Consider the following 25,556-nt stretch of genomic DNA (forward strand, 5'->3'; position numbering starts at 1 on the left):
GGTCAAGCCGAGGCACCTGTGCCACGTCCGCCCAACGTGGCACAGCACTCCCCGCCGGAAGGAATGAACGAATTGCCCACCTCTGAGCGACAACTCGGGCGGCCGTGCACTACGACGTTGTTGTCGCTGTGAGGTGGGCACAACGAACGTCGCCCGCGCCAGGGATGCCTGCGGCAATTCGTTCATTCCTTCCGGCGGGGAGTGCTGTGCCACGTTGGGCGGACGTGGCACAGGTGCCTCGGCTTGACCTCGAGCCGCTGAATCATGCGCAACCTTTTCCTTGCGATAGCGGCCTGCTTGGCGCTGTGTCTGGCCGGCTGCTCGTCCTCCAGCCAACCGGTGCGCCCGTACGGCGCCCAGGGCGCGCGGCTCGGCGAATCACTGGCGCTGCTGGGCTGGAACATGTCGGTGTCGAATCTGCGCTGGGACGGCGATTACGTGCTGGTCGACGTCGACGCCAGCCCGGCCTCGGCCAAGGATCCGCACGCCAAACCCGAGGACATCCGGTTCGGGCTTTACGGCGCGCTGGCCCACCCCATGGAGACCGCGGGCCTGGGCAGCTGCGACAACGCGAAGACCAGCGTGCGCGATATACCCGCACCGCTCGCCGCGCCGCGAGACCGGCTCACCGGCACGGTTTGCCTTGGGCCGCTTAAGGATCGAAGTCAGGTGCGCGGTGTCTACAGTTACTCACCGCGCGACCGTATCCCGAACAGCTCGTCGGCCTATCCGGTTGCCTTCCCGGTGGGGCTGCTGCCCACCAACGCCAACGACAGCGGCGGGCTGACGGTCAAGACGGCCAGCCTGTCGGCGTGGCGGGCCGACGGCACCCCAGTGACCAAGATGCAGTTGGGTGATCCGGGAGCGTTCACCGGCAACGGCTACATGCTGCTGGGATTGCAGGCCACCGCCGTCGCGGCCCGTTATCGCGACGAGTCGGCCAAGCGCGGCGGCCCGATGATGCTGCTGGCCTCGCCGACGCTGCCCGCCCCGGGATTGAACCCGGCCTGCGCGACGTACGGGTCCTCGGTGCTGATCCTGCCCGACGCGTCATTGGATGCGGTGGACGTCAACGCGTCGCTGTGCACCCAAGGGGAGATCAACGACGCGCTGCTCTATGCGACGCTGGCGATCGACGGCACGCACGCCGCTGTGTGGACGCAGCGATGAGCGGACCCGGGCCCACCGAATGGGCGGCGACCCCGCCCGCCGGCGTCGGCCCGTGGCAGGGCAAGCTGCCCGACGACCCGCGCTATGACCCAGTCCTGTTGCGCGAGGGCGACACTCGCAATGTCGTCGACGCCTACCGGTACTGGACCCGGGAGGCGATCATCGCCGACATCGACCGGCGCCGGCATCCGCTGCACGTGGCGATCGAGAACTTCGGTCATGACGCCAACATCGGCTCGGTGGTGCGCACCGCCAACGCCTTCGCCGTGCACACCGTGCACATCGTGGGGCGGCGGCGCTGGAATCGCCGCGGCGCCATGGTGACCGACCGCTATCAGCGGTTGTGCCACCACGACAACACCGCCGAACTGCTCGACTTCGCCACAGACGCCGGTCTGACCGTCGTCGCCGTCGACAATGTCCCGGGGGCGACGCGCCTGGAAGAGACCGCGCTGCCCCGCGAGTGTCTGCTGGTGTTCGGTCAGGAGGGGCCGGGCATCACCGACGACATCCGCACCGGCGCAAGGCTGACGGTGTCGATCGCTCAGTTCGGCTCGACGCGCAGCATCAACGCCGGCGTCGCCGCCGGCATCGCCATGCATGCCTGGGTCAAGCAGCACGCCGACCTGTCTCGCGCCTGGTGACCCGTTGTGCGCTCAGGGTTTTGAGTGTGAACTAGAGGCGGTCCCGGTCGGCGTGTCGCCGCCGTGTTTTCACACCCGACGCCGTACCCGCACACTCGGCTAGAACGTCAGCTGAGGGTCCGCACATCACCGACCGGGCAATCAGTTCGCCGGCGCCGGATCGAAGTCGATGGGCAGCGTGGTTGGTCCGGTCAACGCGGTCAGCGGCTTCCACGGGGCCGGTCCGGTCCGCCGGGCGTTTGGCATCTGCCGGGTCATCACCGTCAGAGCCCCGACGAGCTCGAGCCGGGCCAGGTTGGCGCCCAAGCAGTAATGCATGCCGGCGCCGAATGTCTGCATGGCGGGGGCGTTCTCGCGGGTGATGTCGAGCTGGTCGGGGTTGTCGTAGACGGACGGATCACGATTGGCCGAGGCGGTGTTCGCGACGACCAGCGTGCCGGCTGGGATCATGACTCCTTCGAGTGCGACATCCTCGAGGGCGACGCGCAAGGTGCCCCAGGCGATGGGCGAGTGGCGCATGGTTTCCTCGACCGCGTTGATGGCCAGCTCCGGGCGCCGGCCCAGCAGCGCCCACTGGTCGGGGTGATCACAGAGCACGTGCACCGAGGCGGCCAGCTGGTTGCGAGTGGTGTCCGTGCCGGCAATGAGCAGGCCGACGACCATCATCCGCAGCTCGTCGGCATTGAGGTGGTCGCCGGCGTGCTCGGCGCGGATCAGCTCAGAGATCAGGTCGTCGGTCAGCGTGCCGCGGCGGTCAGCGACCATCTCGTCCACGTATTGGTCGACAGCCTCCCATGCCGCCAGGATGGTGTCCGTCTCCTGGGCAACGTTCCAGCTGAAGGCCTTGAAGATGTCGTCGGTCCACGCCGAGAACAGTTCCCAGTCCTCGGCCGGTGCGCCCAGCAGCGCGCAGATGATCGGAATCGGATATTGACGGGCGATGTCGGTGACCACATCGCAGTGCCCGCGAACCGTCTGGCGTTCAACGAGTTCGGCGATGACGTCGATGATCGTGCTGCGCAGCCGTGCGGTGGCCCGCGGCGTGAATGACTTTGATACCAACCGCCGCAGCCGGCGGTGCTGGTCTCCGTCGAGACTGATCAGAGTTGCGGTGACGCGGTCCCATACCGGACCGGACGTGATTCCCTGAGCGGCCAAAAACATGCCCCTGGGCATCTGGAATCGTGGGTCGCGCAGCACGGTTCGAACCAGGTCGTAACGCAGGATTTCCGGGCCATGGGTGCCGATGGCGATCGGCGCTCGAGCCCGGGCCGCCGCGATGAGGCGGTGCGCCTCTTCAGGATCGTCCAGATGCTCATAGGCCAAGATGGGCAGCCCCGCGTCGAAGACGTTCGGGCAATAATCCACTGCGATCGCCTCGGCGGTCATGACGACTCCTCCCGGAACAAGATGGTCAGGCGCTGATGTTTGTCGCGACGTCATCGTTGCTCTGGTGCCGGATGGACGCGTCAGTAGACGGATACTGACTTTTGGCCTGACCATCCGGGCTGCCCGGCTTTAAGCTGTTTTGGTGCGGTTGACGTGGCCGTTGACTGGCCGCTCGAAGGAATTGCGTCTCATCAAAGACGCAATTTCCGACCCGGGGTCGTCCGGGATCGTGGTTTGCGGGCCCGCCGGTGTCGGGAAGAGCCGGCTCGCACGAGAAGCACTGGAATCGGCGAACGGATGCGAAGTCCGGTGGATAGTCGGCACGTCCTCGGCGCGGACGATTCCGCTGGGAGCACTCTCTTCCTGGGTGGAGCCGGCGGTCAACGACACCCTTGACTTGCTCCGCCGCGCGATCGCCTCGTTGACTTCATCGCCGTCGGGCAAGACGGTCGTGCTGGGTGTCGATGATGTGGCACTGCTCGACGATCTGTCGACCTTTGTCGTGCATCAGATCATCCAGCGTCGCGCGGCCAAGGTCGTGCTCACCATCCGCGAAGGTGAACCCGTCCCCGACCGGGTCAGGGAGCTGTGGAATGGCGGACAGTTCGACCGCCTCGACCTGCAACCGCTGTCCAAAGGGGAGCTGGCCGAGCTTGTCTCGGCAACCTTGGGCGGTCCTGTCGATCGGCAGGCCGCCGAAAGGCTGTGGACGTTGACCCGCGGCAACGCTCTCTATCTGCGAAACATCGTCGAGCAGGAGGTTGCCGATGAGCGGCTCGAGATGCAGGACGGGTATTGGTGCTGGGTCGGTGATCCGGTCCTACCGCCCAGCCTGATCGAACTGATCGAAGGCCGGATCGGAGGACTGCCGAGCTCAGTCAGCGATGTGATCGACGCCCTGGCCGTCGGCGAACCCATCGAACTCGGTTCGCTCACCCGGATAACCGATCCCGGCGCCGTCGAGCAAGCCGACATGCGCGGCCTCATCAGCCTGCAACAGACGGCGAGCCGAGTGGAGACCAGGTTGGCCCACCCGCTGTACGGTGAGGTGCGGCGAAGCCGGGCAGCCCCGACCCGGCTGCGACGGTTGCGCGGGCTGGTCGCCGCCGAACTCGCCAACTCACCTGACCCCGACGACATGCGGGTTGTGGTACGCCGCGCAACGTTGAGCCTGGACTCCGACCTCGAGCCCGATCCAGGCCTGCTTGCGCGGGCGGCCGGCGGCGCGATCTGGTTATGGGAATTCCCGCTGGCCGACCGCCTCGCAACAGCGGCGATGCTCGCCGCCGGGTCCGCGGACGCAAAGCTGGTCCGCGCCTATGCCCTGTCGTGTACCGGCCGTGGCCGGGAAGCCGACGCGCTGCTCGCCGACATCCAGGCCGACCAGCTGGCCGAGACACTGCACGGGCGGGTGGCCTTCCTTCGTGCGACCAATCGGCTGTTCACCCTTGCCGACCCGGAAGGGGCGAAAACACTCATCGATGACGCATCGCGCGCGGCCGGGCCGCAGGCCCGCAGCTGTATCGATGCGTTTCTGACGGTGTACTGGGCGGCCATGGGCAAGCCGCATGCGGCCATCGAGTCAGCAGCCAAGTTCGTCTGGAACGAGTTACCCGACCTCGTCGCACAGCGAGTGTCCGCCTGGGCCATCGCACTTGCGCTCGGAGAAGTCGGACGTGTCGACGAAGCCGTGGCGGCGGCGAAGGCCGGCTACCCCGTTCCGATGCGCTCGTTCGTGATCATCACGGACGCCCACATCGGGGCGCTGCTGTTAGCCGGCCAGATCGCCGAGGCCGATGCGCCGGCGCAGACCATTCGACAACGCCAGATCGAATTCCGGGCCTTCCAGTTCTTTCAGGTTGGAACTGTCGCAGTGGGTCGAGCGGCCCTTGGCGCCGGGCGGCTCGACTCCGCCGTCTCGCTGCTGGCCGAGTCCGTAGAAACCGGAGAACATTCAGGCGGCGCCAACGGGTGGGGCTATCGATGTCATATGTCGCTGGCCACGGCGCTGGCGATGCGCGGTTCGACGGATGAGGCGGCCGCCAGGCTCGCCGCACTCGAAAGGCAGCGTCATCCCAGCTGGCGATACCTCGACTACGAGTACGCGATCGCAACGGCATGGGTGGCCGCCGGACAGGGCGCCGTTACCGAAGCGATCGCGATTTCGCTTGCCGCGGCCGAATCAACAAGGGCCAATGGCCAATTCGCCCCCGAAGTGATGTGTTTACAGACAGCCACCCAGTTCGGTGAGCGGAGCTGCGGGCCTCGATTGCGCGAGCTCGAAGCGCTCGTGGAAGGGCCCCGCGCCGGCGTCGCCGCAGCGTTGGCTGAAGCGCTGAATGCCGGCGATGGCGCCGAACTCCTCAGGGTTTCAGAGCAATTCGAGGAGATGGGAGACCTCATCGGTGCGGTCGACGCGGCGGCGCACGCGGCCACCGCCTACCGGCAGCAGAACCTGCGCGGGTCGGCTTTGAGATGCTCGACAAGGGCCGAAGCGTTGGCCGAGCAATGCGGCGGCGCCAGCACACCCGCCCTGCGCAAGGCTGTCGAGCGATTGCCGCTGACCGACCGCGAACGAGAGATCGTGATGCTCATCGGGGAAGGGCTGTCCAACAAGGACATTGCATCACGGCTGACGTTATCGGTTCGAACCGTCGAAAGCCACATCTATAAGGCGATGGCCAAAACCGGGACGACCTGCCGTGACGAACTCGCGGCGCTAATACCCCGGCGCCGGGAACTACACAGGGACAACGGCTCGCGTCAACTCAACTGATCGGACACCGCGGCGGTATCCAGCCAGATGTTTTCGCGGCTGATCAGTCCGTCGCCGCCTCCTCCGGTCGTGGCCCGGCTACTGAACCGCCTCTACGTGGTACCAGCCGCAGCGCCGCGAAATATCAGTAGTGCGTCACTGACATCGACCGATGGACCGCGATCGACGATTCCAGTAGCGATTCTCACCGATGGAGGGTTGAAATGTTCAACGAAGACATTGGTCTCATAACCCTCGATGAGGCCCAAGAGAAACTGGTATCGCCGGAAACCGTGCTGATCACCGAGCACCAGATTGCGCTCGGCACGGCGGCAGTTCTGGGCGGCCGTGCGACGGTTCCGCACCGGCCCCGGTGGATCGGTGCGACCCGCGTCGTGGTCGCGGCCGTGCACCGCGCGTTCGTGCCATCGACGCCGCGCGTCCGCCCGACCCGCCGCGTTTATCCGAAGCACTACGTGTTTCTGGAGAACGCCTGCATGGCGCGCGAGATGGAGCGCCTCTAGCAGCTGAGCCCGTCGCGCCCAGATCGCCGTCTGCGCCTGGATAGCCCCACACCGCAACATCAACGCTGCCCGGTAGGGCAGGATCTGCAGGCATGGACCAGCTATGGGTCAACCGGGCGGCCAGCTCCGAAGCCGCTGTCACACAACGACACCTGAAACGACTGTGGGGGGTGCCCGCGACTCAGCTGGGGGTGGTGGCCTGGCCGCCGGCGCGGCGGGAGCGATTGTTCGGCACCTGGCACTATTGGTGGCAAGCGCATCTGCTGGATTGTCTGGTCGACGCCCAGCAACGCGATCCGCAGCCGCACCGGCATGTCGAGATCAACCGTCAGGTTCGCTCGCACCGGCTGCGCAACAACTTCTCGTGGATCAACAGTTACTACGACGACATGGCCTGGCTGGCGCTGGCGCTGGAACGTGCCGCCCGGATCGCCGGGATCGAGCGTCGGCGCGCGTTACCGAAGTTGGCCGGCCAGTTCGTCAGGGCCTGGGCGCCCGAAGACGGCGGCGGCATCCCGTGGCGCAAGCAGGACCAGTTCTTCAACGCCCCGGCCAACGGCCCCGCCGGGATTTTCCTCGCGCGCTATGGGAACCATCTGAAACGTGCTGAGCAGATAGGCAATTGGATCGACCAGACGTTGATCGACCCCGAGACGCACCTGGTGTTCGACGGCATCAAAGCCGGGTCGCTGGTGCGCGCGCAGTACACCTACTGCCAGGGCGTGGTGCTCGGGCTGGAGACCGAACTCGCCGCACGCACCGGTGCCGAGATCAGGCAGCGCCACGCCGCCCGGGTGCACCGGTTGGTCGCGGCCGTGCACAAACACATGGCACCGGCGGGCGTGCTGGCCGGCGCCGGCGGCGGGGACGGCGGCCTGTTCGCCGGTGTCACCGCCCGGTACCTGGCGCTGGTGGCCACCACGCTGCCCGGCGACGCGGCCGACGACGTGTTGGCCCGCGACACCGCCCGCAAGATCGTGTTGGCCAGCGCGAAATCGGCGTGGGACAACCGGCAAACGGTGGACGGGCTGCCGGTGTTCGGGCCGTTCTGGGACCGGGACGCCCAGCTGCCCACCGCGGGCGGCAAAGAGGCGCAGTTCGTCCAGGGAGCGGTGATGGCTTCCGAGGTCCCCGAACGGGATCTGTCGGTGCAGCTGTCGGGGTGGATGCTGATGGAGGCCGCCTGTAACGTCTCCGCCGAGTCGAAGAACAGGAGCACCCCGTGAGCAATAAGGTCCACCACGACGCAGAGTCGGCTCTGCACGGTCTGCTGAAGGACGGGATGACCATCGCCGCGGGCGGCTTCGGCCTGTGCGGCATCCCGGAGAAACTGATCCAGGCTCTGGTCGACAGCGGTATCACAGACCTCACCATCGTCGGAAACAACGCCGGCGTAGACGATTTCGGCATGGGACTGCTGCTCAAGGGGCGGCAGGTGAAGAAGGTGATCGCCTCCTATGTCGGCGAGAACAAGGAGTTCGAACGCCAGGTCCTGGCCGGTGAGCTGGACCTGGCGCTGACGCCGCAGGGCACGCTCGCGGAGAAGTTGCGCGCCGGCGGCGCCGGCATTCCGGGCTTCTACACCCGCACGGCCTTCGGCACCAACCTTGCCGAAGGAAAGGACACCAGGGTCTTCGACGGCACCGAATACGTTCTGGAAGAAGGCATTCGGGCCGACCTGGCGATCGTCAAAGCATGGAAGGGCGACACCGCCGGCAACCTGATCTACCGCAAGACCGCACGCAATTTCAATCCCATGATCGCCACCTGCGGCGCAGTCACCGTGGCCGAGGTGGAAGAGCTGGTCGAGGTCGGCGAGCTGGACCCCGACCAGATCCACACTCCCGGCATCTACGTGGACCGCATTATCGAGGGCACCGGCTACGAGAAACGTATCGAGTTCCGCACCACCAGCGGCGGTGCCGCATTGAAGAACGACAGCCCCATCCGCGAGCGGATGGCCCAGCGCGCCGCGCAGGAATTGCGCGACGGCTATTACGTCAATCTGGGTATCGGCATTCCGACGCTGGTGGCCAACTTCATCCCGGACGGCATCAAGGTCACGCTGCAATCCGAGAACGGCTTACTCGGCATCGGGGCGTACCCCAGCGAGGACAAAGTGGACCCCGACCTGGTCAACGCGGGCAAGCAGACCATCACCAGCCTGCCTGGCTCCAGCTTCTTCAGCAGCGCCGATTCCTTCGCGATGATCCGCGGGGGCCACATCGACCTGTCCATCCTGGGCGCCCTCGAGGTCGCCGAGAACGGCGACCTGGCCAACTGGATGGTGCCGGGCAAGATGGTCAAGGGGCCGGGCGGCGCAATGGATCTGGTGTCGGGCGTCAAGCGGGTGATCGTGCTGATGGACCACACCGCGAAAGATGGCAGCCCGAAAATCCTCAGCCAGTGCACGCTGCCCCTCACCGGCAAGAGCGTTGTCGACATGATCATCACCAACCTGTGTGTCTTCGACGTCGAGCCGGGACAGGGGCTGGTGCTCACCGAATTGCACCCGGGTGTGACGGTCGAGGAGGTCCGCGCGAAGACCGGCTGCGACTTCAAAGTCGCGGTCTGACCCGGCGTCGACCGTGGCCGGCTACTCGGCTGCGGGCAGCCGTTCCGATTCGCGGCGGTCTGACTGCGCCGGGCGCCGCCGACCCCGATAGCTGCGCCAGGCCGCGATGAACGCCGGCATCAGCGAGACGACCAGGATGGCCAGCAGGATTTTCTGCAGGTTGTGGTGCACAAACGGCACGTTGCCCAGGAAGTAGCCCGCCAGCGTCACACCGCCACCCCAGAGGATGCCGCCGACGATGTCGAATCCCAGGAACAGCGGGTAGCGCATGTAGGACACCCCGGCGACCACCGGTGTGAACGTCCGGATGAACGGCGCGAACCGGGCCAGGATTATCGCCCAGGGCCCGTACTTCTCGAAGAAGGCGTGTGACTCGGTCACGTGGTGCTTCTTGAAGAACCGCGAATCTTCCTTCTTGAACAGCGCCGGGCCGATCCGCCGGCCGATGAAATACCCGGTCTGATCACCGAGGATCGCCACGGTGGCGACGGCGGGGGCCAACACCCAGATGCTGGCCGGTGGATTCGGGTGGGCGGCCAGCAGGCCACCGGTGAACAGCAGCGACTCACCTGGCAACAGAGGGAACAGCAGCCCGGTCTCGATGAAGACGATGATCAGGATCCCGGGCAGCACCGCGGACCCGAAGACGCCGTTGGCGCCCAACCAATACATCGGGTCGAAGATGTCGGGCAAGGCCGTCACGGCGGTGCTCATGATTCCTCAACATACCGGCGAAATGACTCTGGTCCGCACCAAGCCCGCACTAACCTGCGCGCCGCGCCGTCAGGTACTTCGCCGAGTAGCTGCCAACCACGCATCCGTGGTTGGGTAGGAGCAGCGATCAGGAGGTGTCTGATGCCCATCGCCACGCCCGAGGTCTACGCCGAGATGCTGCGACGCGCCAAGGAGCACTCGTATGCGTTTCCGGCGATCAACTGCACCTCGTCGGAGACGGTGAACGCCGCCATCAAAGGCTTCGCCGATGCGGGCAGCGACGGCATCATCCAATTCTCTACCGGCGGTGCTGAATTCGCGTCCGGGCTGGGCGTCAAGGACATGGTGACCGGTGCGGTCGCACTCGCCGAGTTCACCGGCTGCATTGCGGACAGATACCCGATCAACGTTGCGCTACACACCGACCATTGCCCCAAGGACAAGCTGGACAGCTACGTCCGCCCGCTGCTGGCGATCTCGGCCGAACGGGTGGCCGCGGGCCGGGATCCGCTGTTCGGGTCCCACATGTGGGACGGTTCGGCGGTGCCGATCGACGAGAATCTGACGATCGCGCAGGAACTGCTCAAGGAGGCGGCGGCCGCCAAGATCATCCTCGAGATCGAGATCGGCGTGGTGGGCGGCGAAGAGGACGGCGTCGCCCATGAGATCAACGACAAGCTCTACACCACGCCGGACGACTTCGAGAAAACCATTGACGCCCTGGGCCACGGCGAACACGGCAAGTATCTGCTGGCCGCCACCTTCGGCAATGTCCACGGCGTCTACAAGCCCGGCAACGTCAAGCTGCGCCCCGACATTTTGGCCCAGGGTCAGAAGGTGGCGGCGGCCAAGCTGGGCCTGCCCGAGCAGGCCAAACCGTTCGATTTCGTCTTCCACGGCGGTTCCGGTTCGCTCACCTCGGAGATCGAGGAGGCGCTGGGCTACGGCGTGGTGAAGATGAACGTCGACACCGACACCCAGTACGCGTTCACCCGCCCGATCGCCGGCCACATGTTCAGCAATTACGACGGCGTGCTCAAGGTCGACGGCGAAGTCGGGGTCAAAAAGGTCTACGACCCGCGCAGCTATCTCAAGAAGGCCGAGGCGTCGATGTCCGAACGGGTGGTCCGGGCCTGCACCGACCTGCATTGCGCCGGACAGTCACTCGGCGCCGGCTAGCCGCTGGCGGACTGGCAAACCTTCCACTGATCGTCGCGGTACTGCAGATCCAGGCTGCGGGTGGAGCGCACCTGCGGGTCATAGGCCATGAACGTGGTGACGTTCGCCTCGGCATGCTGGCCGTTCACCACCACCTGATCGATGCTGGCGATCACCGGATACTGCTTGGCCGCTGAGACCCGACGGTAGGTCTCGTCCCATGCGTGCTCGTCGTAATCGGCATAGCCGTCGCGGGTGGTGCCGCAGGTGATGGTGCGCAGCGTGGTCAGATCGCCCCGCTGGACCGCGACGTCGAAGTTCTGGATGGTGTGCCGAACCTGGTCTTCCGGCGACACGCTGGTGTGTTTGCCCCGGGTGAGCAGCACCGTGCCCAGGATCGCGATCGCGGCCAGCGCCAGCACGATCACCACCAGTGCCAGTATCCAGCCCCAGTTGAACTGTCTGGAGTTGCGCAGCTTCGCGCCAAGTCGCGGCGGGATGGATTGTGGGACAGCGGATTTGGGTGGCACCCCGAACTGCGTGGTGCCCTCCGGTGGCGTCGCGAAGACCTCGGTGGCGGGCTCCGGGGTGGTGGAGATGATGGCGGTTTCTTTGGCGTCGAAACCCGGCGCGGTGAAGCGACGTTCGCGCTGCGGCCCGTCCGGTACCTCTTGCGGACCGCTCTGCGGATCGGGTTTGTTGATCACCACGGTCTCGGTTTCGGAGTCGCTGGGGACCAGGGGGACGCTCTCGGTGGCGTCTTCTCCGGTTTCGAAGCCGGACTCGGCCCCCCACTCGTCGCTCGGTTCGGTGCGAGACTCGCGTGGGTCGAACCCGGGCCGTTTCGGCGTCCCGCCGCGGCCGGGTTCGGATGGGTTGGGCATGAGTACTACTGTCCTCCCGCTGTCGAGTGGGGTAGTTGCAGAGCTTAGCGACCGATACCCCGGCTCGGGGTGATGGTCGAGGTGCGTCACGCGGGCAACACGAGCGAGCTGCAGAATAGAGCCATGACGCCGATGGGAGATCTTCTCGGGCCCGACCCGATCCTGCTGCCCGGAGATGCCGATGCCGAGGCGGAACTGCTGGCCGGCGAGACCCCGGGCATCGTCGCCGCCGCGCATCCGACGGCGTCGGTGGCCTGGGCGGCGCTGGCCGAGCAGGCGCTGGCCGACGACCAGGCCATCACCGCCTACGCCTATGCCCGTACCGGCTACCACCGCGGCCTCGACCAGCTGCGCAGAAACGGCTGGAAGGGGTTCGGGCCGGTGCCCTACTCGCACGAACCCAACCGCGGCTTCCTGCGGTGTGTGGCGGCGCTGGCGCGCGCCGCCGACACGATCGGCGAAGCCGACGAGTACTCGCGTTGCCTGGATCTGCTCGACGATTGCGACCCCGAGGCGCGCAAAGCGCTTGGGCTCTAAGGCTTTAAAAGCTATCCGAACAATCTTCGTCGTCGGGGCAGTCGATCTGGACGGTAGCGTGCTCGAGTCCGCGGGCCGACAACACCGCACGCGCATCGTGCAGCACCCGGGTGGAGTCGCCGGCGCTGATCAGGTGTGCAGTGCACATGTCTTTGCCGGGCGACAGCGTCCAGACGTGCAGGTCGTGCACGTCTCTCACCCCGTCGACGGCGGCGAGGGCGGCGCGCAGTTCCTCGACGTCGATATGGCTCGGCGACGATTCGGACAGGATCCGCAGCGCGTCGCGGGCCAGTGAAACGGCCCGGGGCAGCACCCACAGGGCGACCAGCACGGCCACCACCACGTCGGCGTATGGCCAGTGCGTCGTCACGGTGACCACACCGGCGATCAGTACACCCAGGCTGCCCACGGTGTCGGCGATGACCTCCATGTAGGCGCCCTTGACCGCCAGGCTGCCCGACGAATGCGAACGCAGCAGCAGCGCGACGACAAAGTTCGCGGCCAGCCCGGCCAGCGCGACCACGATCATCGGCACGCCGGGGACGACGGGAGCTTCGCGCAGTCGCTGGATTGCCTCGTAGAGGATGAACACCGCCACGCCGATCAGCAGACCCGCGTTGGCGACGGCGGTGAACACCTCGGCGCGATGCCAGCCGTACGTGCGGGCCGGCGACGAGCTGCCGCGGCGGGCCAGTGTGACGGCGGCGAGCCCCATGAACACGGCGACGACGTCGGTCAGCATGTGGCCGGCGTCAGCCAGCAGCGCTATCGAGTTGATCAGCAGCGAGGTGGCCAGTTCCACCACAAAAAACGCCGCCAGAATCGCCGCGGCCATGATCATCCGCGGGATCAGCCGAGCCTCGTTCGAATCGGCAGGGGTGTGGTCGTGGCCGGCGCCCATCAGCGAAATATATGCACAATGACGCATATATGGCAAGGCTTCAGAACCAGCGACTCCAGAAGCGGGTCAGCGCGTTGCCCCAGCCCACCAACACGTTGGGCACCCCGGACAAGTCGAACAACGACAACACGATCCCGAAGAACCACTGGTTGAGCACCGGTGCCAGCAGCAGGAACAGCAGGATGACAAAGCCCCACTGCTTAGCCGGCGCCAGCGCGCGCTGGGTATCACGACTCAGATGCGGTTCCAGGGCGTCGTATCCGTCCAGGCCCGGGATGGGCAGCAGGTTCAGCAACACGGCGGTGAGCTGAAGGAACGCCAGAAACGCCACACCGGACCACAGCACCACGTGCGCCGGGTCGAAGAACAACCGGGTCAGTGCCAGCAGCAGCACCGCCAGCACCAGGTTGGCCGCCGCGCCCGCCAGGCTGACCAGGGTGCGACGGGCGGGCGTCATGAACCAGGTCCGCACATAGACCGCCGCGCCGGGCAAGCCGATCCCGCCCAGCAGGATGATCACCATCGGCAGCAGCAGCGAGAGCGCGGGATGGCTGTAGCGGCGCGGATCCAGCGTCAGGTACCCGCGCACGGCGGCATCGTGGTCGCCGAACCGCCAGGCGGTCACCGCGTGCCCGAATTCGTGCAGGCACAGCGACACCAGCCAGCCGGCGATGACGAAAATGAACACCCCCGCGTAGGCCAGCGGCCGGGTGCTGTTCCCGGCCGACCAGGCCAGTGCGCCGCCGACGCCGGTCAACGCGAGCAGACCCAGAAAGATAGGGCTGGGCCGTACCGATTCATGCTGGGGGGCGCGGAAGCTCACCGGTCGAAACTATCGGACCAGCAGCCAGCCTTCGATGTTGCGGTAGAACGCCGATCGCCGGGCGGCGCGGGGCGCGGCGACGCCGTCACGCACCACGGCGACCCCCGTGCTGCCCAGTTGTGCGGCGCGGCCGGTTACCCAGCGGTGCCAGAGCCGGCCGAGCCCACCGCGTTCGACCGCCGCCCGCAGGCCCGGCATGGCCGGCATCGGCTCGATCAGCACGCCGGCGGCGTCGCCGTCGAACAGCGTGGTGTCGTCGACCACCGCCTCGCCGTGGACGAACCGCTCGCCATCCGGCGGCAGCCAGCGGGCCCGCCCGACCACCGCTGACCCGGTCTCGTCGCGGATCAGCGTCACCCGGCGCGCCGAACCACGTCTGGCCCGCCGCGCCGCCCGGCTTCCACTCGGCAGCCGGTAGTTCCGGGTTGCCCGGGTGCGGCGGCGGGGCACGTAAGCCACCTCGACGTCGAGCCGCTCGGCGCGCAGCAGCCGGGACAGCACCGTGGCCAGCTCGGCGTCGGCGCCCACCACGACCAGCCGTCGGTACTGCCCGACCGCGGCATCGATATCGGTTTCACCGACGACCCGGTGGGTTTGCATGCCCCGCAACGGTCGGTAGGTGCGCCGTTGGTCGAACAGAAGAACCGCGGCGGCCCGATCTCCTTGCGTCACAATCTATCCAATCAAGAAGCACCTAATGCCGTTGTCTTCCAACATCTCTGGCCGGACATGAACCGCGACGCCGAAAGATTTTGCCATAACGACACGGTCACAACATGGTGTCGACTATGAAAGTTGTTGCAACGCTATCGGTAAACAACCGGATACTTTACTCCTGCCACAGGGCTGACGTTGCGCGGAATCCCGCCACGAGTGGTTGAGGGAACGGAGAACTACCATTCGCCGACTTACCGCCATCTTGTCAACCGCGCGAATCGCATTGCTCGTGTCGGGTGCCGGCCCCACGCGCGTCCGTTGTTGACGAAGCCGCTGTGCCCCGTTGGTGCCTTGCTGCTTTCGATTGTCCTGCTGTGCAGTGCATCTGCGACAGCCTCAGCGGACGAATCGATCGTGATCGACCTGGTGCGGCACGGGCAGTCGACCGCCAACGCGGCGAGCCTGATCGACACGGCGCCGCCCGGGGCCTCGCTCACCGCGCTCGGTCAGCAACAGGCGCAGACCGTCGCTGGGGTTCTCGCGGCGAAGGGTCCGGTCGCCGCGATCTTCGCGTCGCAGCTGATCAGGACCCAGCAGACCGCGGCGCCGTTGGCTTCGGCATTGGGGATGAATGTGCAGGTGTTGCCGGGGCTCAACGAGATCGACGCCGGAGTTTTCAATGGTCAGCCGCAGGTCAGCCTCGCTGGGCTGGCCTACCTGCTGGCTCCGGTCGCATGGATGCTCGGGCTACGGATCGTACCGATGCTGGCTCCCGGCTCCACCGACGCCAACGGGTTCGAGTTTCGCAGGCGTTTCAGCGGCGCGCTCGACACCGTGTACGGCAATGCCGCCACCAACGTCGGGCGTTTTAATGACGTGCTCCAGACGATGTACGCCAGTGCCCTTGCCAACCCGGTCCGCGCCGCGACCGGCAGGATCACCGAGGTGGCCTTCTCCAGCGAATTCGCCATCGGCGTCGGGACGATGATGAGCGTCAGAAATCCCGATCCGTTGCTGCTGCTTTTCGACCCGCTGCCCAATACGGGCATCGTCGTGATCCAGGGCAGCCCCCGCGATGGCTGGACGCTGATCAGCTGGAACGGGAAACCGGTGCATCCCGGTTGGTCGGGCCCGAAGAAGGGCCGGGGCGGCAACGGCCTGTGCCTCATGTTGGACCCGTCCACCAGGACCGGGGTATGCGCGGAAAAGCCGCCGTCGTCGGCAAGCGCTCCAGTCGCAGCGCCATACGGGTGAGGCCGCCGTTCCCGACGGCCGCCGGCCGCCGCGACCGCTGGCGACACTTCACCGGCTCTGTCACGTCGGTCTGGCCACGTCCTGGCTTAAGCTGATTTGCCCGGCTCCCAGCTGGCTATCGGCGGCCTGCACGGTCGCCAGGCTAGGGTGGGTCACCGGCTGGACCACAATACGCAGGCGAGATCAGGTTGGAGCGTGTCATGCCGGCAATCGTCCTCATCGGCGCCCAATGGGGCGACGAGGGCAAAGGTAAGGCCACTGACCTGCTTGGTGGGCGGGTCCAGTGGGTGGTGCGTTATCAGGGCGGAAACAACGCCGGGCACACCGTCGTTTTGCCCACCGGCGAGAACTTCGCGCTGCACCTGATCCCGTCCGGGGTGCTCACGCCGGGCGTTACCAACGTCATCGGCAACGGTGTGGTGGTCGACCCCGGGGTGCTGTTGGACGAGCTCAAGGGTCTCGAAGACCGCGGCGTCGACACCTCCAGGCTGCTGATCTCCGCCGATGCGCACCTGCTGTTGCCTTACCACGTGGCCACCGACAAGGTCACCGAGCGCTACATGGGGAACAAGAAGATCGGCACCACCGGGCGCGGCATCGGTCCGTGTTACCAGGACAAGATCGCGCGCATCGGGATCCGGGTCGCCGACGTGCTGGACCGAGAAGTGCTGACGCACAAGGTGGAAGCCGCACTAGAACTGAAAAACCAGATCCTGGTCAAGATCTACAACCGCAAGGCGCTGGATCCGCACCAGGTGGTCGAGGCCCTGCTGGAGCAAGCCGAGGGCTTCCGGCATCGCATTGCCGACACCCGACTGCTGCTCAATACCGCGCTGGAGGCCGGCGAAGCCGTGCTGCTGGAAGGTTCGCAAGGGACCCTGCTCGACGTCGACCACGGCACCTATCCCTATGTGACGTCGTCGAATCCGACGGCGGGCGGTGCGGCCGTGGGCTCGGGTATCGGCCCCACCCGCATCACCGCGGTGCTGGGGATCCTCAAGGCCTACACCACTCGGGTCGGCTCGGGTCCGTTCCCCACCGAATTGTTCGACGAGAACGGCGAATACCTGTCCAAGACCGGCGGCGAATTCGGCGTCACCACCGGGCGGCGCCGGCGCTGCGGCTGGTTCGACGCCGTAATCGCCCGCTATGCCACTCGGGTCAACGGCATCACCGACTACTTCATCACCAAGCTCGATGTGCTCTCCAGCCTGGAAACGGTCCCGGTGTGCGTGGGCTACCAGATCGACGGTGCGCGCATTCACGAGATGCCGATGACGCAAAGCGACCTGGCCCGCGCCGAACCGATCTACGAAGAGTTGCCGGGTTGGTGGGAGGACATCTCGCACGCGCGAGAATTCGACGACCTGCCCGCCAAGGCACGCGACTACGTGCTGCGGCTGGAAGAGCTTGCCGGAGCACATGTTTCATGCATCGGCGTGGGGCCAGGACGCGAACAGACCATCGTTCGTCGTGACGTTCTGGCAGCGCGCCCGTGACGGAAGCCGCCCAGGATCCCAAAGACCTCGACCCCGAATACGAACACCACGGCGGATTTCCCGAATACGGGGTGGCCAGTCCCGGCCCTGGTTTCGGACGATTCGTGGCGGCCATGCGCCGGCTGCAGGATCTCGCCGTGTCGGCCGACCCCGACGACGAGGTGTGGGACGATGCGGCCGATCGGGTCGCGGCGCTGACCGAGCTGCTGGGCCCGTTTCAGGCCGACGAGGGCAGGGCGCCCGCGGGGCGGACACCCGACCTGCCGGGCATGGGCAGCCTGCTGCTGCCGCCGTGGACGTTGACTCGCTACGAGCCCGACGGCTGCGAAATGCAGGGCCAGTTCACCCGGTTTCACGTTGGCGGCAACCACGCGGTGCACGGCGGGGTGCTGCCGCTGTTGTTTGACCACATGTTCGGGATGGTGTCGCACGCCTCGTCGCGCCCGATCAGCCGGACGGCGTTCCTGCACGTCGACTACCGCAAGGTCACCCCGATCGATGCGCCGTTGGTGGTACGCGGACGGGTCACCGGCACCGAGGGGCGCAAGGCGTTCGTGTCCGCGGAATTGGTCGACGCCGACGGCGCGTTGCTGGCCGAGGCCAACGGCCTGATGGTGCAGTTACTCCCAGGCCAGCCCTAGCTCGGCCGTTCACCGCGGTAACCGACCTATCCTTGAGCGGTGACTGACGGCCCCACCGATGGACGGGACGACGAGACGACGGCGCTCGTCGTACCCCAGCAACCTCCCGCGCGCGCCGAGGCCCAGCCGGCCGCTCCCGTGGACGGCAGGCCGACCGTGGTGCTGCTGGGTGCCGGCGACGTCAGCCGGGAGCTGGCCATCGCCCTGGGGCGTCTGGGCGCTCGGGTGATCGCCGTCGACCAGCACCCGCACGCGCCCGCGCATGGCGTGGCGGATCAGGCGATGGTGCTTCCGTTGACCGACGCCGGCGAGCTGTCCGCGGCGCTTCAGCGGCTGCGGCCCGACTTCGTGGTGACGGCGACGGACACCGTCGCGGCCGGGGCGCTCGATGCCGTGGCCACCGGATCCGGCGGCAATCACACCGAGCTGGTGCCCAGCGCGCGGGCCGTGCGGTTCAGCACCGACCGCGAGGGCCTGCGCCGGCTGGCCGCCGACGAGTTGGGGTTGCCCACCGCGCCGTTCTGGTTCGCCGGGTCGCTCGGCGAACTCGAGGCGGTGGGCGCGCACGCCGGATATCCGCTGCTGGTCAAGCCGGTTGCCGGGCCGGCCGGCCCGCGGCAGTCGGTGGCGGCACGGCGAGAAGACCTCGGGCCGGCCTGGCAGCGCGCCGTGGATACCGGGCCCGAGCAGCCCCGGGTGCTGGCCGAAACCGTGGTCGAGGTCGAGTTTTGCGTCACGCTGCTGGCGGTGCGCAGCGACGGTCCGAAGGGACCGGTCATCGAATTCTGCTCGCCCATCGGTCATCGCGGCTCCGCCGGGCGGGTGCTGGAATCCTGGCAACCGCAGAAGCTGAGCGACGCCGCGACAGACGCCGCGAAGTCGATCGCCGCGCGGATCGTCAAGGCGTTGGGCGGGCGTGGCGTCTTTGCGGTCGAACTGATGGTCAATGGCGACGAGGTGTATTTCGCCGACGTCACGTCGCACCCGGGTGACAGCGCCTGGGTGACGCTGCGCAGTCAGCGGCTTTCGGCGTTCGAACTCCAGGCCCGCACCATCCTCGGGCTGCCGGTGGACACCATGATGGTGTCGCCGGCCGCCGCTCGCGCGGTAGCCCCGGTCGATTCCCATGACCCCGCCGCGCTGAGCGGCGCGCTGAGCGTGCCCGAGAGCGACCTATACGCGGCGGGGCGCATTTACCGGGCACTGGCGACCGCGCCGGAGGTGGTGATCGCACGCGAGCGCGCCGGACAGGTCGCCAGCCGGCTCGGCGCCCGGGACTAACTCGGCTGAGTCCCAAGCTCTTTGGGAAGCGCACCGACGGCTTCCTGGCTGCAGCGGGCGTGCGGGACCTCGTTCGACGTACGTTTATTTGCCGCTCTCGCGGGTATTTGATTGGCATCTCGGATGTCTCGGTGGGAGGGAAGGTATGGCAATTCACGGAATCCTCAGCGCAATCGTTATCGGCCTGGTAATCGGCGCGCTTGGACGACTTGTTGTTCCAGGCAAGCAACACATCCCCATTTGGCTGACCATTCTCGTCGGCATTGGTGCTGCGTTCGCCGGCACGGCGTTGGCTCGCGCAATGGGCATTCCGACCGACACCGAAGGTATTGATTGGATGGAGCTACTGGTTCAGGTCATCGTTGCGGCCGTTGGTGTTGCCATCGTTGCCGCGGCATTCGGGCGAAGGCGGTCCGGCATCCTCAGACGTTGACGGTCGCCCTTCACGAGCCCGGCTGACGTGTCAGCCGGGCTCGCCTGCTATCCGCTGCCCCGTTGCGCTCGATCTGCTGGTGAACACCTCGGAGTACTGACGATCGTTAACTGATCGCCTTGGATCGCGATCCGTATGACGGTTGTGCGATCCGTGGCTCGGCGCAAAACGGATGGGATGGATGGCAATGCAGCGCCCCGCCGAGATGATTAATTCAAGACGCGCCACTTCAGCGCTACCAGCTGACGGTTGCTGGGATCGACATGTGTTTAAGAACCAGTGCGCGGGGTATGCGACTTATGCCCGTCTGCTTGGGGAACCAACGGCTGAATGCGAGGCAACCAATGGCTACTCGGCTGGGTGACCCCTACGCCGTGCTGGGATTAGCACCAACGGCGACCGCTGACGAGATCACCCGCGCCTACCGCCGTCAGGTGCGCACCCTTCACCCCGACACTAGAGCCACACCGCAGTCGAATCCGCAATTGGATGACCGACTACGGCAGGTTCTAGCGGCTTACGCAGTGCTGCGCGATCCTGAGCGCCGGGCGCGCTACGACCGCGCGGCCACTCGCTACGATCGCTACCGCCGCTACCGCGCAGCCACGCGCAGTCCCTCTGCTTCCGAAACACCAGGGAATCCGAGAAACAACCTGAATTGGGTTGACGGCCTGGGCGTGGTGGGAGTGACGGTTAGCTTCCGGGCGAACTGGCTTTCCGAGTGAGATAGTCACCGACACAACGCAAGTCGAATCGCGTCCGGGGCTTGCTCTGGCCGGATCGGCGATGGCTGGGATTCTGGAAAGCGCAAACCGGTGAGCCGGACAGCGGACCGCGGCGAAGGCGATCGCCTGCACTGCTGGGGGTTGCTTGGTGTCCTCCTGAAGCGCTGAAGATGAACTTCCGACGTCGCGAAAACCGTTGCAAGGCCTAAGAGTCGGTGCACCCGTCAAAGGCAGGTGCGATTGCCGCGACGCTCGCTCAAGTCTCGGCGCGCTCCTGCTCACTCTGCGGCTTGCCTTCCCCGTCGGGGCTCGGCGCCTGCTTGCCCTGCGCGGTTTCGGCGGGCCCCTGTTCGCCCTGCGGCTGCGGGCCCGACTCGGCGGCGTCGTCTCCTTCGAGCGCACCCTCAGTTGTCCTCGTCCGGCCGAGCGCCGCCGGCTTGAAGATGAATTTCTGCCCGCCGATAGCCAGGTCGAGGAGCATGCCTCCGTCGTCGAACACGTAGATGGACGTACTTGCACCGAAGCCCTTCGATGCCTGCGCTCCGGCCTTGACGATTTCCACCGCCGCGTCGGCCGCGAAGGCGTACTTGCCCTGTTTGAAGTTCTTGAGTGCACCCTCGTCGTGGAAGACGACGAGCTCGTGGAAGGTCGTCCCGCCGACCTGAACCCCGATCGTCAGCTCGACGATGGCGGCATATCCGGTCACGCTGTCTCCCTCGAATACTTCACCGAGCCCATACGCGCCGCCGAGGACTAGCGACGCCCGCCCGATCTCGGGCACGACAGCGAAGCCGGCCGACTCATCCAGCACCTTATTCAGGTCGGGGTGCTTGTTCTGAATCTGCTTCAGCGCGGCGAGCACCTCGGCGTGCAGTACGGGGCCGAGCTTGGCCTCCTTCTGCAGCGCCTCGAACGGGTCGCCGCCTACGGCTTCGCCGACCTTTTTGATCGGGGCTTTCAGTCCGTCGACGATGCTGCGAAATTTCGACATGGCCGCCCTCCTGCATCTGGATTTACTTGTCCATTTCGGCTTTGCCCTGCCTCTTAGACTCTGTTGTAGGTAAAGTCCTCAGGCCATTTGAGGATCACCCGTATCTTGAGGATTGCCTGTGTGACCGGTTGTAAACGACCATCTTTGACATGTGCCTCATTGCTTTATTCGGTGGGAGTGGTGAGCCCACGTCATCACAGCGCCGACAGCGGTAGCTGCAGCCACGGCAAGCGCGGCGGGGATCTTCCAGCTCCGGTGATGCGACACCACGCGTTCGGTAAGTTCGGTGTCGTCTTCGCGCGGCCAGGCGTGAGTGGTGCCTCCTTCGAGCGCACCCTTGGCGGTCCTTGACCGGCCGAGCGCGGCCGGCTTGAAGATAAACTTCTGCCCGCCGATCGCGAGGTCGAGGAGCATGCCTCCGTCATCGAACACGTAGGTGGACGAACTCGCACCAAAGCCCTTCGAGCCCTGCGCTGCGGCCTTGACAAACGCCACGCTCGCGTCGGACGCGAAGGCGTACTTGCCCTGTTTGAAGTTCTTGAGTGCGTCCTCGTCGTGAAAGACGACAAGCTCGTGAAATGTCGTCCCGCCGAGCTGAACACCGATCGTCAGTTCGAAGATGGCGGCGTACCCAATGACGCGTTCCCTCTTGAAAACTTCGCCGATCCCAAACGCGCTGCCGAGAACGAGCGACGCCCGGCCGATCGAGGGCACGACCGCGAAGCCGGCCGACTCATCGAGCACCTTCTTCAGGTCCGGGTTCTTGCTCTGCACCTTCTTCAGCGCGGCGAGCACCTCGGCGTGCAGCACGGGGCCGAGCTTGGCCTCCTTCTGCAGCGCCCCGAAAGGCTTCTGCAGCGCATCGAAAGGGCCGCTCACGGCGTCGCCAACTGCTTTGATCGGGGCTTTCAGTCCCTCGACGGTGCTGCGAAATTTCGACATGGCCGCCTCCCTCGAGTTGATCAATGAATGCCCTGTCCGGATGGACTTAAACGGCAAGAACGCCTGGTTCGTAACAAAATTCGAGCAGGGCAGGCACGTGGGTGGCCCATGCCGGAAGCTACTCGGCGCGGTGCTACGGATCTCACAGTCGACGGGCTCGGTCTGCTTGTCGCTGCCGAGGGTCCTTCTCCCGCTTGGCATTCCCGTCCTGAAGCTGGCGACATGGCGCGTCCCGCCGGCTCATGCCGGCCTAACTCAGGCATCTGGTCAGCGAGCTCGCAAAGACGATTGAGAAGAAGTCCCGATGCTGCCACTCACCATCAGTCGGTGGACAAGAGAGGCCCCAGTGGCCCGAGGTCGATGTTCAGATCTTCGGCCGTGAGGTCGAAATGATCACGGAGCTCGGCCATTTTCTCTTCCAACAGCATCAGCGTTGTGCCTATGCGCTCGATCTGTTCATCCGTCAGATCGCCACGGTCAACCCGTCGAATTGCCTGACGTTCCATCAGCTGCCGAAGCAACTCGACCAGTGTCAGCACCAGGCTCACCAATCCGCGCTCGACCGTCGCCGGGTCGGAGTTGATGCGCTGTCGCGGCGTGGGCACATCAACGGGGTTTACGTTGTGCTCCGCATCGGTCACGGGGTGCCTCCGGAATCACCGTCGAGTGCGAGCAACGACCCGACAGACGAAATCAGCGTGCGCAGCGAGATAGTCACCATGTCGACGTCGGCTATAGACAAAGTGATGTCACCGGTGATCACCACCCCGCCGGCAAGCACGCGGTCAAGCAGATCCACCAAAGCGATACGCCGGTCGTTGTCGGCCGGAACGATTTCACTCACGACGTCACCACATCACCTGCGAACGAGTATGGCGGCCATGGACCGGTGATTTCCAGCTCGATACCCGGTGACTGTTCGGCTACGGCTGCGACCGCCGCCCTGAAGTCAGCGACGCTGCTGCTGTCCACCAAATACGTTCCGTTCAACACCGTCCACGCGTCTCGCCCAGAGAGACTCCGGTCACTGGCGGGTTTGCGCTTCCCGTCGACGGCATGAGCCAGCAGCGCCGCGTGGATTCGTTCCGCCGCCGCGGCGGCGACGCGATATGCCTGTTCCTGCGAGGCGATCTCGCGTCGCCGCCGTAACAGGTAGGCGGTTCCGGATCGGCTTCCGGGGTCCTGTGGATCTTGTCCCGCGAGCTTCTTGGGGTCGGCGTAGGCCTTTACGCCCAGCTCGTCTCGACCGGTTACCAAGTTCAGTGCCGCATGGAAGTCGTCGCGCCGATCCTGGAGGAGCTGCTCAACCCGCGAGTCATTCAGGTACAGGGTCGCCATTCGGACCGGTATCACCGGTCCCGACCGCGCGATCGCCGAGATCACGCCATCGTGTGCACGGGCTTTGGCGGCCAGCCAGTCGAGGTCTTCCAAATTTCGGCGTAGGGCTTCCTCACCGAACTCACCCAGCCTGACCGTCCCAACCGCGGCTGCCAAGCTGGCCGTCGCTAGCGCGCGGACTGGTTCACCGGCGACGCCCTGCAAACCGGCGACGCGATCGTCGGCGGAATCAGCCTGGATAACGGCATACGCCCATACCCCCACACCGTCAGTCGACATCCCCACGCTCCGCCGACCGCGCATCGAGCGTACGACTTTCGCCGTTTCGCTGCTCTAGCTTTTCGATCCTGGCGCGCAGCTGCTCGTTCTCCAGTTGAAGCTCAGACTTGTTGCCGCTCAACCATGGATCATGCGTCCACCAATCGATGCCGACTTCTTTTGCCGTCTCCAGCGAGGCGATGACCAGCCGTAGCTTGATCGTGAGCAGCTCGATATCCAGCAGGTTGACCTTGATGTCGCCGGCGATGACGAGGCCCTTGTCAAGCACCCGTTCCAAGATGTCGCCCAAGTTCGTCGATTGCCCACTGCTCACCATGCCGCCGCCGTAACTGCGCGGAACAGGGGAGAAGTCATCGTCGGGAAACGTCATAACTGACTAGCCCCTTCCGTGGTCCGGCCGCGTAGGTAGCGACGAGTCCTGCGGTATGACAGCAGTTCTCCGTCGGAGTCGAGTAGGACCTCATAGAGAGCGAGGATGTCCGAGGACGACGGAACCCGACGGGCCTCAACGGCTTCCACCTCTATCAACCAGCCACCGTCCTCGGTCGGCGCGAGCGAGACCATCATCACCGGTTCCAATTCGGTCATGTCGGTGATGTACTCACGCGCAAGGTCAGCCGCCTCCCGCGCCGTCAGTGGTGGTGGCACGCCAATCTCCTCGGAACTTCGGCGGCCGTTGCCTTCAGCCATTGCTCTTCACCGATCCTCAAGAAGCCGTATGGTTTTAACGGCTTCTGGGGGCCATTCTGGCCTGGAGTATCTGCTGCTGGGCTTGCCGTTCCTGTTCCGCAGTGATCTCACCGCGCTCGCGCGCTTCCTGGAGCGCCTCCAGCTGTCGACGGGTAGTTGCAGGATCATGTAACTGCTGTTCAACCTGCCGCTGGATGACTTCACCAAGCCAAATTACGGCGCGTGCCGGTGCGAGCGGGCTGAGTACGATCGCGGAGAAGAACCCCATCTGTCAGCCCCCCGGTGCACCAGCGACGACGAAGTCATAAGCCGCGAGTGGGCCAAGCAGGCGCAATTGCATTCGGTCACCCCAGTTTTCACGCAGTTGGTTTAATGCCTGCTCGACGTCAGACTGCCGATCCGTCTCGGCAAGCATCGCAACATGAACCGCGTCATATTCGTGCGTCGGTGGCCGGACGTTGACGAGACTGGCTACATCCTCGAGTGCGTTGACGACCGCGTGGGTATCCGCCTGGCGTTTGGCTTCGATGGCATTGGAAATGATTTCACCGAGTGCCATTTGCGAATCGCGCGACGCATCTTCGGGTTTGTTGCGAATATCCTCGCGCAGCGCCTGGGCTTGTGTGTTCTCGGACAACACCTCACCCAGTATCGCCTTCTCGTTGTAGCGGCCCTTGACGATGTATTCAGCGCGGCCCTTCAGGGCTCAGTGCGTTTGCGCGAACTCATCATGGTGGTCGCGCAGCAACTCA

The 25,556-nt window shown here is 65.7% G+C and carries 29 protein-coding genes; 14 read left to right on the plus strand and 15 right to left on the minus strand.

The window, feature by feature from the left end; translation table 11 throughout:
* The first annotated feature begins 264 nt into the window (after positions 1–264).
* Positions 265–1,170 carry a hypothetical protein gene (locus A5625_RS23310; protein WP_066999714.1) on the plus strand — a complete coding sequence of 302 codons (906 nt, stop codon included), beginning with the start codon at positions 265–267 and terminating at the stop codon, positions 1,168–1,170.
* On the plus strand, positions 1,167–1,814 hold the full coding sequence (locus A5625_RS23315) for an RNA methyltransferase (protein ID WP_066999718.1): 648 nt from the start codon (positions 1,167–1,169) through the stop codon (positions 1,812–1,814). The genes A5625_RS23310 and A5625_RS23315 overlap by 4 nt, the downstream gene beginning before the upstream one ends.
* A gap of 141 nt (positions 1,815–1,955) precedes the next feature.
* Here A5625_RS23315 and A5625_RS23320 read toward each other — a convergent pair whose 3' ends face one another.
* A complete protein-coding gene (locus A5625_RS23320; RefSeq protein ID WP_066999722.1) occupies positions 1,956–3,203 on the minus strand; it encodes a cytochrome P450 in 1,248 nt (415 codons plus the stop codon).
* A 142-nt stretch (positions 3,204–3,345) separates the two neighbouring features.
* Between A5625_RS23320 and A5625_RS23325 the strand changes: the two genes are divergently transcribed.
* The 4 genes from A5625_RS23325 to A5625_RS30580 all read left to right on the plus strand — a co-directional run bounded on the left by A5625_RS23325 (position 3,346) and on the right by A5625_RS30580 (position 9,057).
* On the plus strand, positions 3,346–5,979 hold the full coding sequence (locus tag A5625_RS23325; RefSeq protein ID WP_066999788.1) for a LuxR family transcriptional regulator: 2,634 nt from the start codon (positions 3,346–3,348) through the stop codon (positions 5,977–5,979).
* A gap of 203 nt (positions 5,980–6,182) precedes the next feature.
* Positions 6,183–6,482, plus strand: a complete 300-nt coding sequence (locus A5625_RS23330) for a hypothetical protein (protein ID WP_066999725.1) — start codon at positions 6,183–6,185, stop codon at positions 6,480–6,482.
* A gap of 92 nt (positions 6,483–6,574) precedes the next feature.
* On the plus strand, positions 6,575–7,708 hold the full coding sequence (locus tag A5625_RS23335) for a glycoside hydrolase family 76 protein (RefSeq protein WP_066999730.1): 1,134 nt from the start codon (positions 6,575–6,577) through the stop codon (positions 7,706–7,708).
* Positions 7,705–9,057 carry a 3-oxoacid CoA-transferase gene (locus tag A5625_RS30580; protein WP_082984524.1) on the plus strand — a complete coding sequence of 451 codons (1,353 nt, stop codon included), beginning with the start codon at positions 7,705–7,707 and terminating at the stop codon, positions 9,055–9,057. The genes A5625_RS23335 and A5625_RS30580 overlap by 4 nt, the downstream gene beginning before the upstream one ends.
* A 21-nt stretch (positions 9,058–9,078) precedes the next feature.
* Here the strand turns inward: A5625_RS30580 and A5625_RS23345 are convergent, their stop codons facing one another.
* Positions 9,079–9,771 carry a DedA family protein gene (locus tag A5625_RS23345; RefSeq protein WP_066999732.1) on the minus strand — a complete coding sequence of 231 codons (693 nt, stop codon included), beginning with the start codon at positions 9,769–9,771 and terminating at the stop codon, positions 9,079–9,081.
* Positions 9,772–9,912: 141 nt separating this feature from the next.
* Between A5625_RS23345 and fbaA the strand changes: the two genes are divergently transcribed.
* Positions 9,913–10,950 carry a class II fructose-bisphosphate aldolase gene (gene fbaA, locus A5625_RS23350; protein WP_066999734.1) on the plus strand — a complete coding sequence of 346 codons (1,038 nt, stop codon included), beginning with the start codon at positions 9,913–9,915 and terminating at the stop codon, positions 10,948–10,950.
* Here fbaA and A5625_RS23355 read toward each other — a convergent pair.
* Positions 10,947–11,813 carry a hypothetical protein gene (locus A5625_RS23355; RefSeq protein ID WP_066999735.1) on the minus strand — a complete coding sequence of 289 codons (867 nt, stop codon included), beginning with the start codon at positions 11,811–11,813 and terminating at the stop codon, positions 10,947–10,949. The genes fbaA and A5625_RS23355 overlap by 4 nt on opposite strands.
* A 123-nt stretch (positions 11,814–11,936) precedes the next feature.
* Between A5625_RS23355 and A5625_RS23360 the strand changes: the two genes are divergently transcribed.
* Complete coding sequence (locus A5625_RS23360; protein ID WP_066999794.1) at positions 11,937–12,350, plus strand: DUF3151 domain-containing protein; 414 nt, start codon at positions 11,937–11,939, stop codon at positions 12,348–12,350.
* A 4-nt stretch (positions 12,351–12,354) separates the two neighbouring features.
* On the opposite strand, the gene A5625_RS23365 is transcribed toward A5625_RS23360, so the two are convergent.
* From A5625_RS23365 to A5625_RS23375, 3 genes are read right to left on the minus strand one after another with little or no spacing between them, the layout of a single operon-like run.
* Complete coding sequence (locus A5625_RS23365; RefSeq protein WP_066999737.1) at positions 12,355–13,251, minus strand: cation diffusion facilitator family transporter; 897 nt, start codon at positions 13,249–13,251, stop codon at positions 12,355–12,357.
* 40 nt (positions 13,252–13,291) lie between these two features.
* The gene (locus tag A5625_RS23370; protein ID WP_066999739.1) at positions 13,292–14,074 is read right to left on the minus strand and encodes a site-2 protease family protein; all 783 of its coding nucleotides are present in this window, start codon (positions 14,072–14,074) and stop codon (positions 13,292–13,294) included.
* 9 nt (positions 14,075–14,083) lie between these two features.
* Positions 14,084–14,674: a peptidase M50 gene (locus A5625_RS23375; protein ID WP_232003798.1), complete on the minus strand. Its 591-nt coding sequence runs from the start codon at positions 14,672–14,674 to the stop codon at positions 14,084–14,086.
* Positions 14,675–15,049: 375 nt separating this feature from the next.
* Here A5625_RS23375 and A5625_RS23380 point away from each other — a divergent pair, with 375 nt between their 5' ends.
* The 6 genes from A5625_RS23380 to A5625_RS28660 all read left to right on the plus strand — a co-directional run bounded on the left by A5625_RS23380 (position 15,050) and on the right by A5625_RS28660 (position 20,564).
* Entirely contained in the window at positions 15,050–15,985 is a 936-nt protein-coding gene (locus A5625_RS23380; protein ID WP_066999743.1) for a histidine phosphatase family protein, read from the plus strand.
* Positions 15,986–16,185: 200 nt separating this feature from the next.
* A complete protein-coding gene (locus A5625_RS23385; RefSeq protein WP_066999747.1) occupies positions 16,186–17,484 on the plus strand; it encodes an adenylosuccinate synthase in 1,299 nt (432 codons plus the stop codon).
* The gene (locus tag A5625_RS23390; protein ID WP_066999750.1) at positions 17,481–18,125 is read left to right on the plus strand and encodes a PaaI family thioesterase; all 645 of its coding nucleotides are present in this window, start codon (positions 17,481–17,483) and stop codon (positions 18,123–18,125) included. The genes A5625_RS23385 and A5625_RS23390 overlap by 4 nt, the downstream gene beginning before the upstream one ends.
* A gap of 39 nt (positions 18,126–18,164) precedes the next feature.
* Positions 18,165–19,406: a formate-dependent phosphoribosylglycinamide formyltransferase gene (gene purT, locus A5625_RS23395; RefSeq protein WP_066999752.1), complete on the plus strand. Its 1,242-nt coding sequence runs from the start codon at positions 18,165–18,167 to the stop codon at positions 19,404–19,406.
* Between the two features lie 145 nt (positions 19,407–19,551).
* A complete protein-coding gene (locus A5625_RS23400; protein ID WP_066999754.1) occupies positions 19,552–19,839 on the plus strand; it encodes a GlsB/YeaQ/YmgE family stress response membrane protein in 288 nt (95 codons plus the stop codon).
* Positions 19,840–20,183: 344 nt separating this feature from the next.
* Positions 20,184–20,564: a J domain-containing protein gene (locus A5625_RS28660; protein WP_232003796.1), complete on the plus strand. Its 381-nt coding sequence runs from the start codon at positions 20,184–20,186 to the stop codon at positions 20,562–20,564.
* Between the two features lie 256 nt (positions 20,565–20,820).
* Here A5625_RS28660 and A5625_RS23405 read toward each other — a convergent pair whose 3' ends face one another.
* From A5625_RS23405 to A5625_RS23445, 9 genes are all read right to left on the minus strand, one after another.
* Positions 20,821–21,555, minus strand: coding sequence for a hypothetical protein (locus A5625_RS23405; protein ID WP_066999757.1), 735 nt, complete (start codon positions 21,553–21,555; stop codon positions 20,821–20,823).
* A 156-nt stretch (positions 21,556–21,711) separates the two neighbouring features.
* Complete coding sequence (locus A5625_RS23410) at positions 21,712–22,497, minus strand: hypothetical protein (RefSeq protein ID WP_066999760.1); 786 nt, start codon at positions 22,495–22,497, stop codon at positions 21,712–21,714.
* A gap of 320 nt (positions 22,498–22,817) precedes the next feature.
* A complete protein-coding gene (locus A5625_RS23420; protein ID WP_065075588.1) occupies positions 22,818–23,102 on the minus strand; it encodes a gas vesicle protein K in 285 nt (94 codons plus the stop codon).
* A gap of 32 nt (positions 23,103–23,134) precedes the next feature.
* Complete coding sequence (locus A5625_RS23425; protein ID WP_066999770.1) at positions 23,135–23,341, minus strand: gas vesicle protein; 207 nt, start codon at positions 23,339–23,341, stop codon at positions 23,135–23,137.
* Entirely contained in the window at positions 23,338–24,114 is a 777-nt protein-coding gene (locus tag A5625_RS23430) for a GvpL/GvpF family gas vesicle protein (protein ID WP_066999773.1), read from the minus strand. Before A5625_RS23430 ends, A5625_RS23425 begins: the two co-directional genes overlap by 4 nt.
* Positions 24,104–24,484, minus strand: coding sequence for a gas vesicle protein (locus tag A5625_RS23435; protein ID WP_066999777.1), 381 nt, complete (start codon positions 24,482–24,484; stop codon positions 24,104–24,106). The genes A5625_RS23430 and A5625_RS23435 overlap by 11 nt, the downstream gene beginning before the upstream one ends.
* Positions 24,481–24,804 (minus strand): gas vesicle protein GvpO, encoded by a 324-nt coding sequence (gene gvpO, locus A5625_RS23440; RefSeq protein ID WP_066999781.1) that lies wholly within the window; start codon positions 24,802–24,804, stop codon positions 24,481–24,483. Before gvpO ends, A5625_RS23435 begins: the two co-directional genes overlap by 4 nt.
* 34 nt (positions 24,805–24,838) lie before the next feature.
* Positions 24,839–25,072, minus strand: a complete 234-nt coding sequence (locus A5625_RS28665; protein WP_082984525.1) for a gas vesicle protein GvpG — start codon at positions 25,070–25,072, stop codon at positions 24,839–24,841.
* A 3-nt stretch (positions 25,073–25,075) separates the two neighbouring features.
* Entirely contained in the window at positions 25,076–25,507 is a 432-nt protein-coding gene (locus A5625_RS23445) for a GvpL/GvpF family gas vesicle protein (protein WP_255398026.1), read from the minus strand.
* Positions 25,508–25,556 lie beyond the last annotated feature (49 nt).

The sequence above is a fragment of the Mycobacterium sp. 1465703.0 genome, from assembly GCF_001672975.1.
Classification (GTDB): Bacteria; Actinomycetota; Actinomycetes; order Mycobacteriales; family Mycobacteriaceae; genus Mycobacterium.

Coding starts and splice junctions, on each gene's coding strand:
- A5625_RS23310 (WP_066999714.1), top strand. CDS start 265: ATGCGCAACCTTTTCCTTGCGATAGCGGCCTGCTTGGCGCTGTGTCTG.
- A5625_RS23315 (WP_066999718.1), top strand. CDS start 1,167: ATGAGCGGACCCGGGCCCACCGAATGGGCGGCGACCCCGCCCGCCGGC.
- A5625_RS23320 (WP_066999722.1), bottom strand. CDS start 3,203: ATGACCGCCGAGGCGATCGCAGTGGATTATTGCCCGAACGTCTTCGAC.
- A5625_RS23330 (WP_066999725.1), top strand. CDS start 6,183: ATGTTCAACGAAGACATTGGTCTCATAACCCTCGATGAGGCCCAAGAG.
- A5625_RS23335 (WP_066999730.1), top strand. CDS start 6,575: ATGGACCAGCTATGGGTCAACCGGGCGGCCAGCTCCGAAGCCGCTGTC.
- A5625_RS23345 (WP_066999732.1), bottom strand. CDS start 9,771: ATGAGCACCGCCGTGACGGCCTTGCCCGACATCTTCGACCCGATGTAT.
- fbaA (WP_066999734.1), top strand. CDS start 9,913: ATGCCCATCGCCACGCCCGAGGTCTACGCCGAGATGCTGCGACGCGCC.
- A5625_RS23355 (WP_066999735.1), bottom strand. CDS start 11,813: ATGCCCAACCCATCCGAACCCGGCCGCGGCGGGACGCCGAAACGGCCC.
- A5625_RS23360 (WP_066999794.1), top strand. CDS start 11,937: ATGACGCCGATGGGAGATCTTCTCGGGCCCGACCCGATCCTGCTGCCC.
- A5625_RS23365 (WP_066999737.1), bottom strand. CDS start 13,251: ATGGGCGCCGGCCACGACCACACCCCTGCCGATTCGAACGAGGCTCGG.
- A5625_RS23375 (WP_232003798.1), bottom strand. CDS start 14,674: ATGCAAACCCACCGGGTCGTCGGTGAAACCGATATCGATGCCGCGGTC.
- A5625_RS23385 (WP_066999747.1), top strand. CDS start 16,186: ATGCCGGCAATCGTCCTCATCGGCGCCCAATGGGGCGACGAGGGCAAA.
- A5625_RS23400 (WP_066999754.1), top strand. CDS start 19,552: ATGGCAATTCACGGAATCCTCAGCGCAATCGTTATCGGCCTGGTAATC.
- A5625_RS28660 (WP_232003796.1), top strand. CDS start 20,184: ATGGCTACTCGGCTGGGTGACCCCTACGCCGTGCTGGGATTAGCACCA.
- A5625_RS23405 (WP_066999757.1), bottom strand. CDS start 21,555: ATGTCGAAATTTCGCAGCATCGTCGACGGACTGAAAGCCCCGATCAAA.
- A5625_RS23410 (WP_066999760.1), bottom strand. CDS start 22,497: ATGTCGAAATTTCGCAGCACCGTCGAGGGACTGAAAGCCCCGATCAAA.
- A5625_RS23430 (WP_066999773.1), bottom strand. CDS start 24,114: ATGTCGACTGACGGTGTGGGGGTATGGGCGTATGCCGTTATCCAGGCT.
- A5625_RS23435 (WP_066999777.1), bottom strand. CDS start 24,484: ATGACGTTTCCCGACGATGACTTCTCCCCTGTTCCGCGCAGTTACGGC.
- gvpO (WP_066999781.1), bottom strand. CDS start 24,804: ATGGCTGAAGGCAACGGCCGCCGAAGTTCCGAGGAGATTGGCGTGCCA.
- A5625_RS28665 (WP_082984525.1), bottom strand. CDS start 25,072: ATGGGGTTCTTCTCCGCGATCGTACTCAGCCCGCTCGCACCGGCACGC.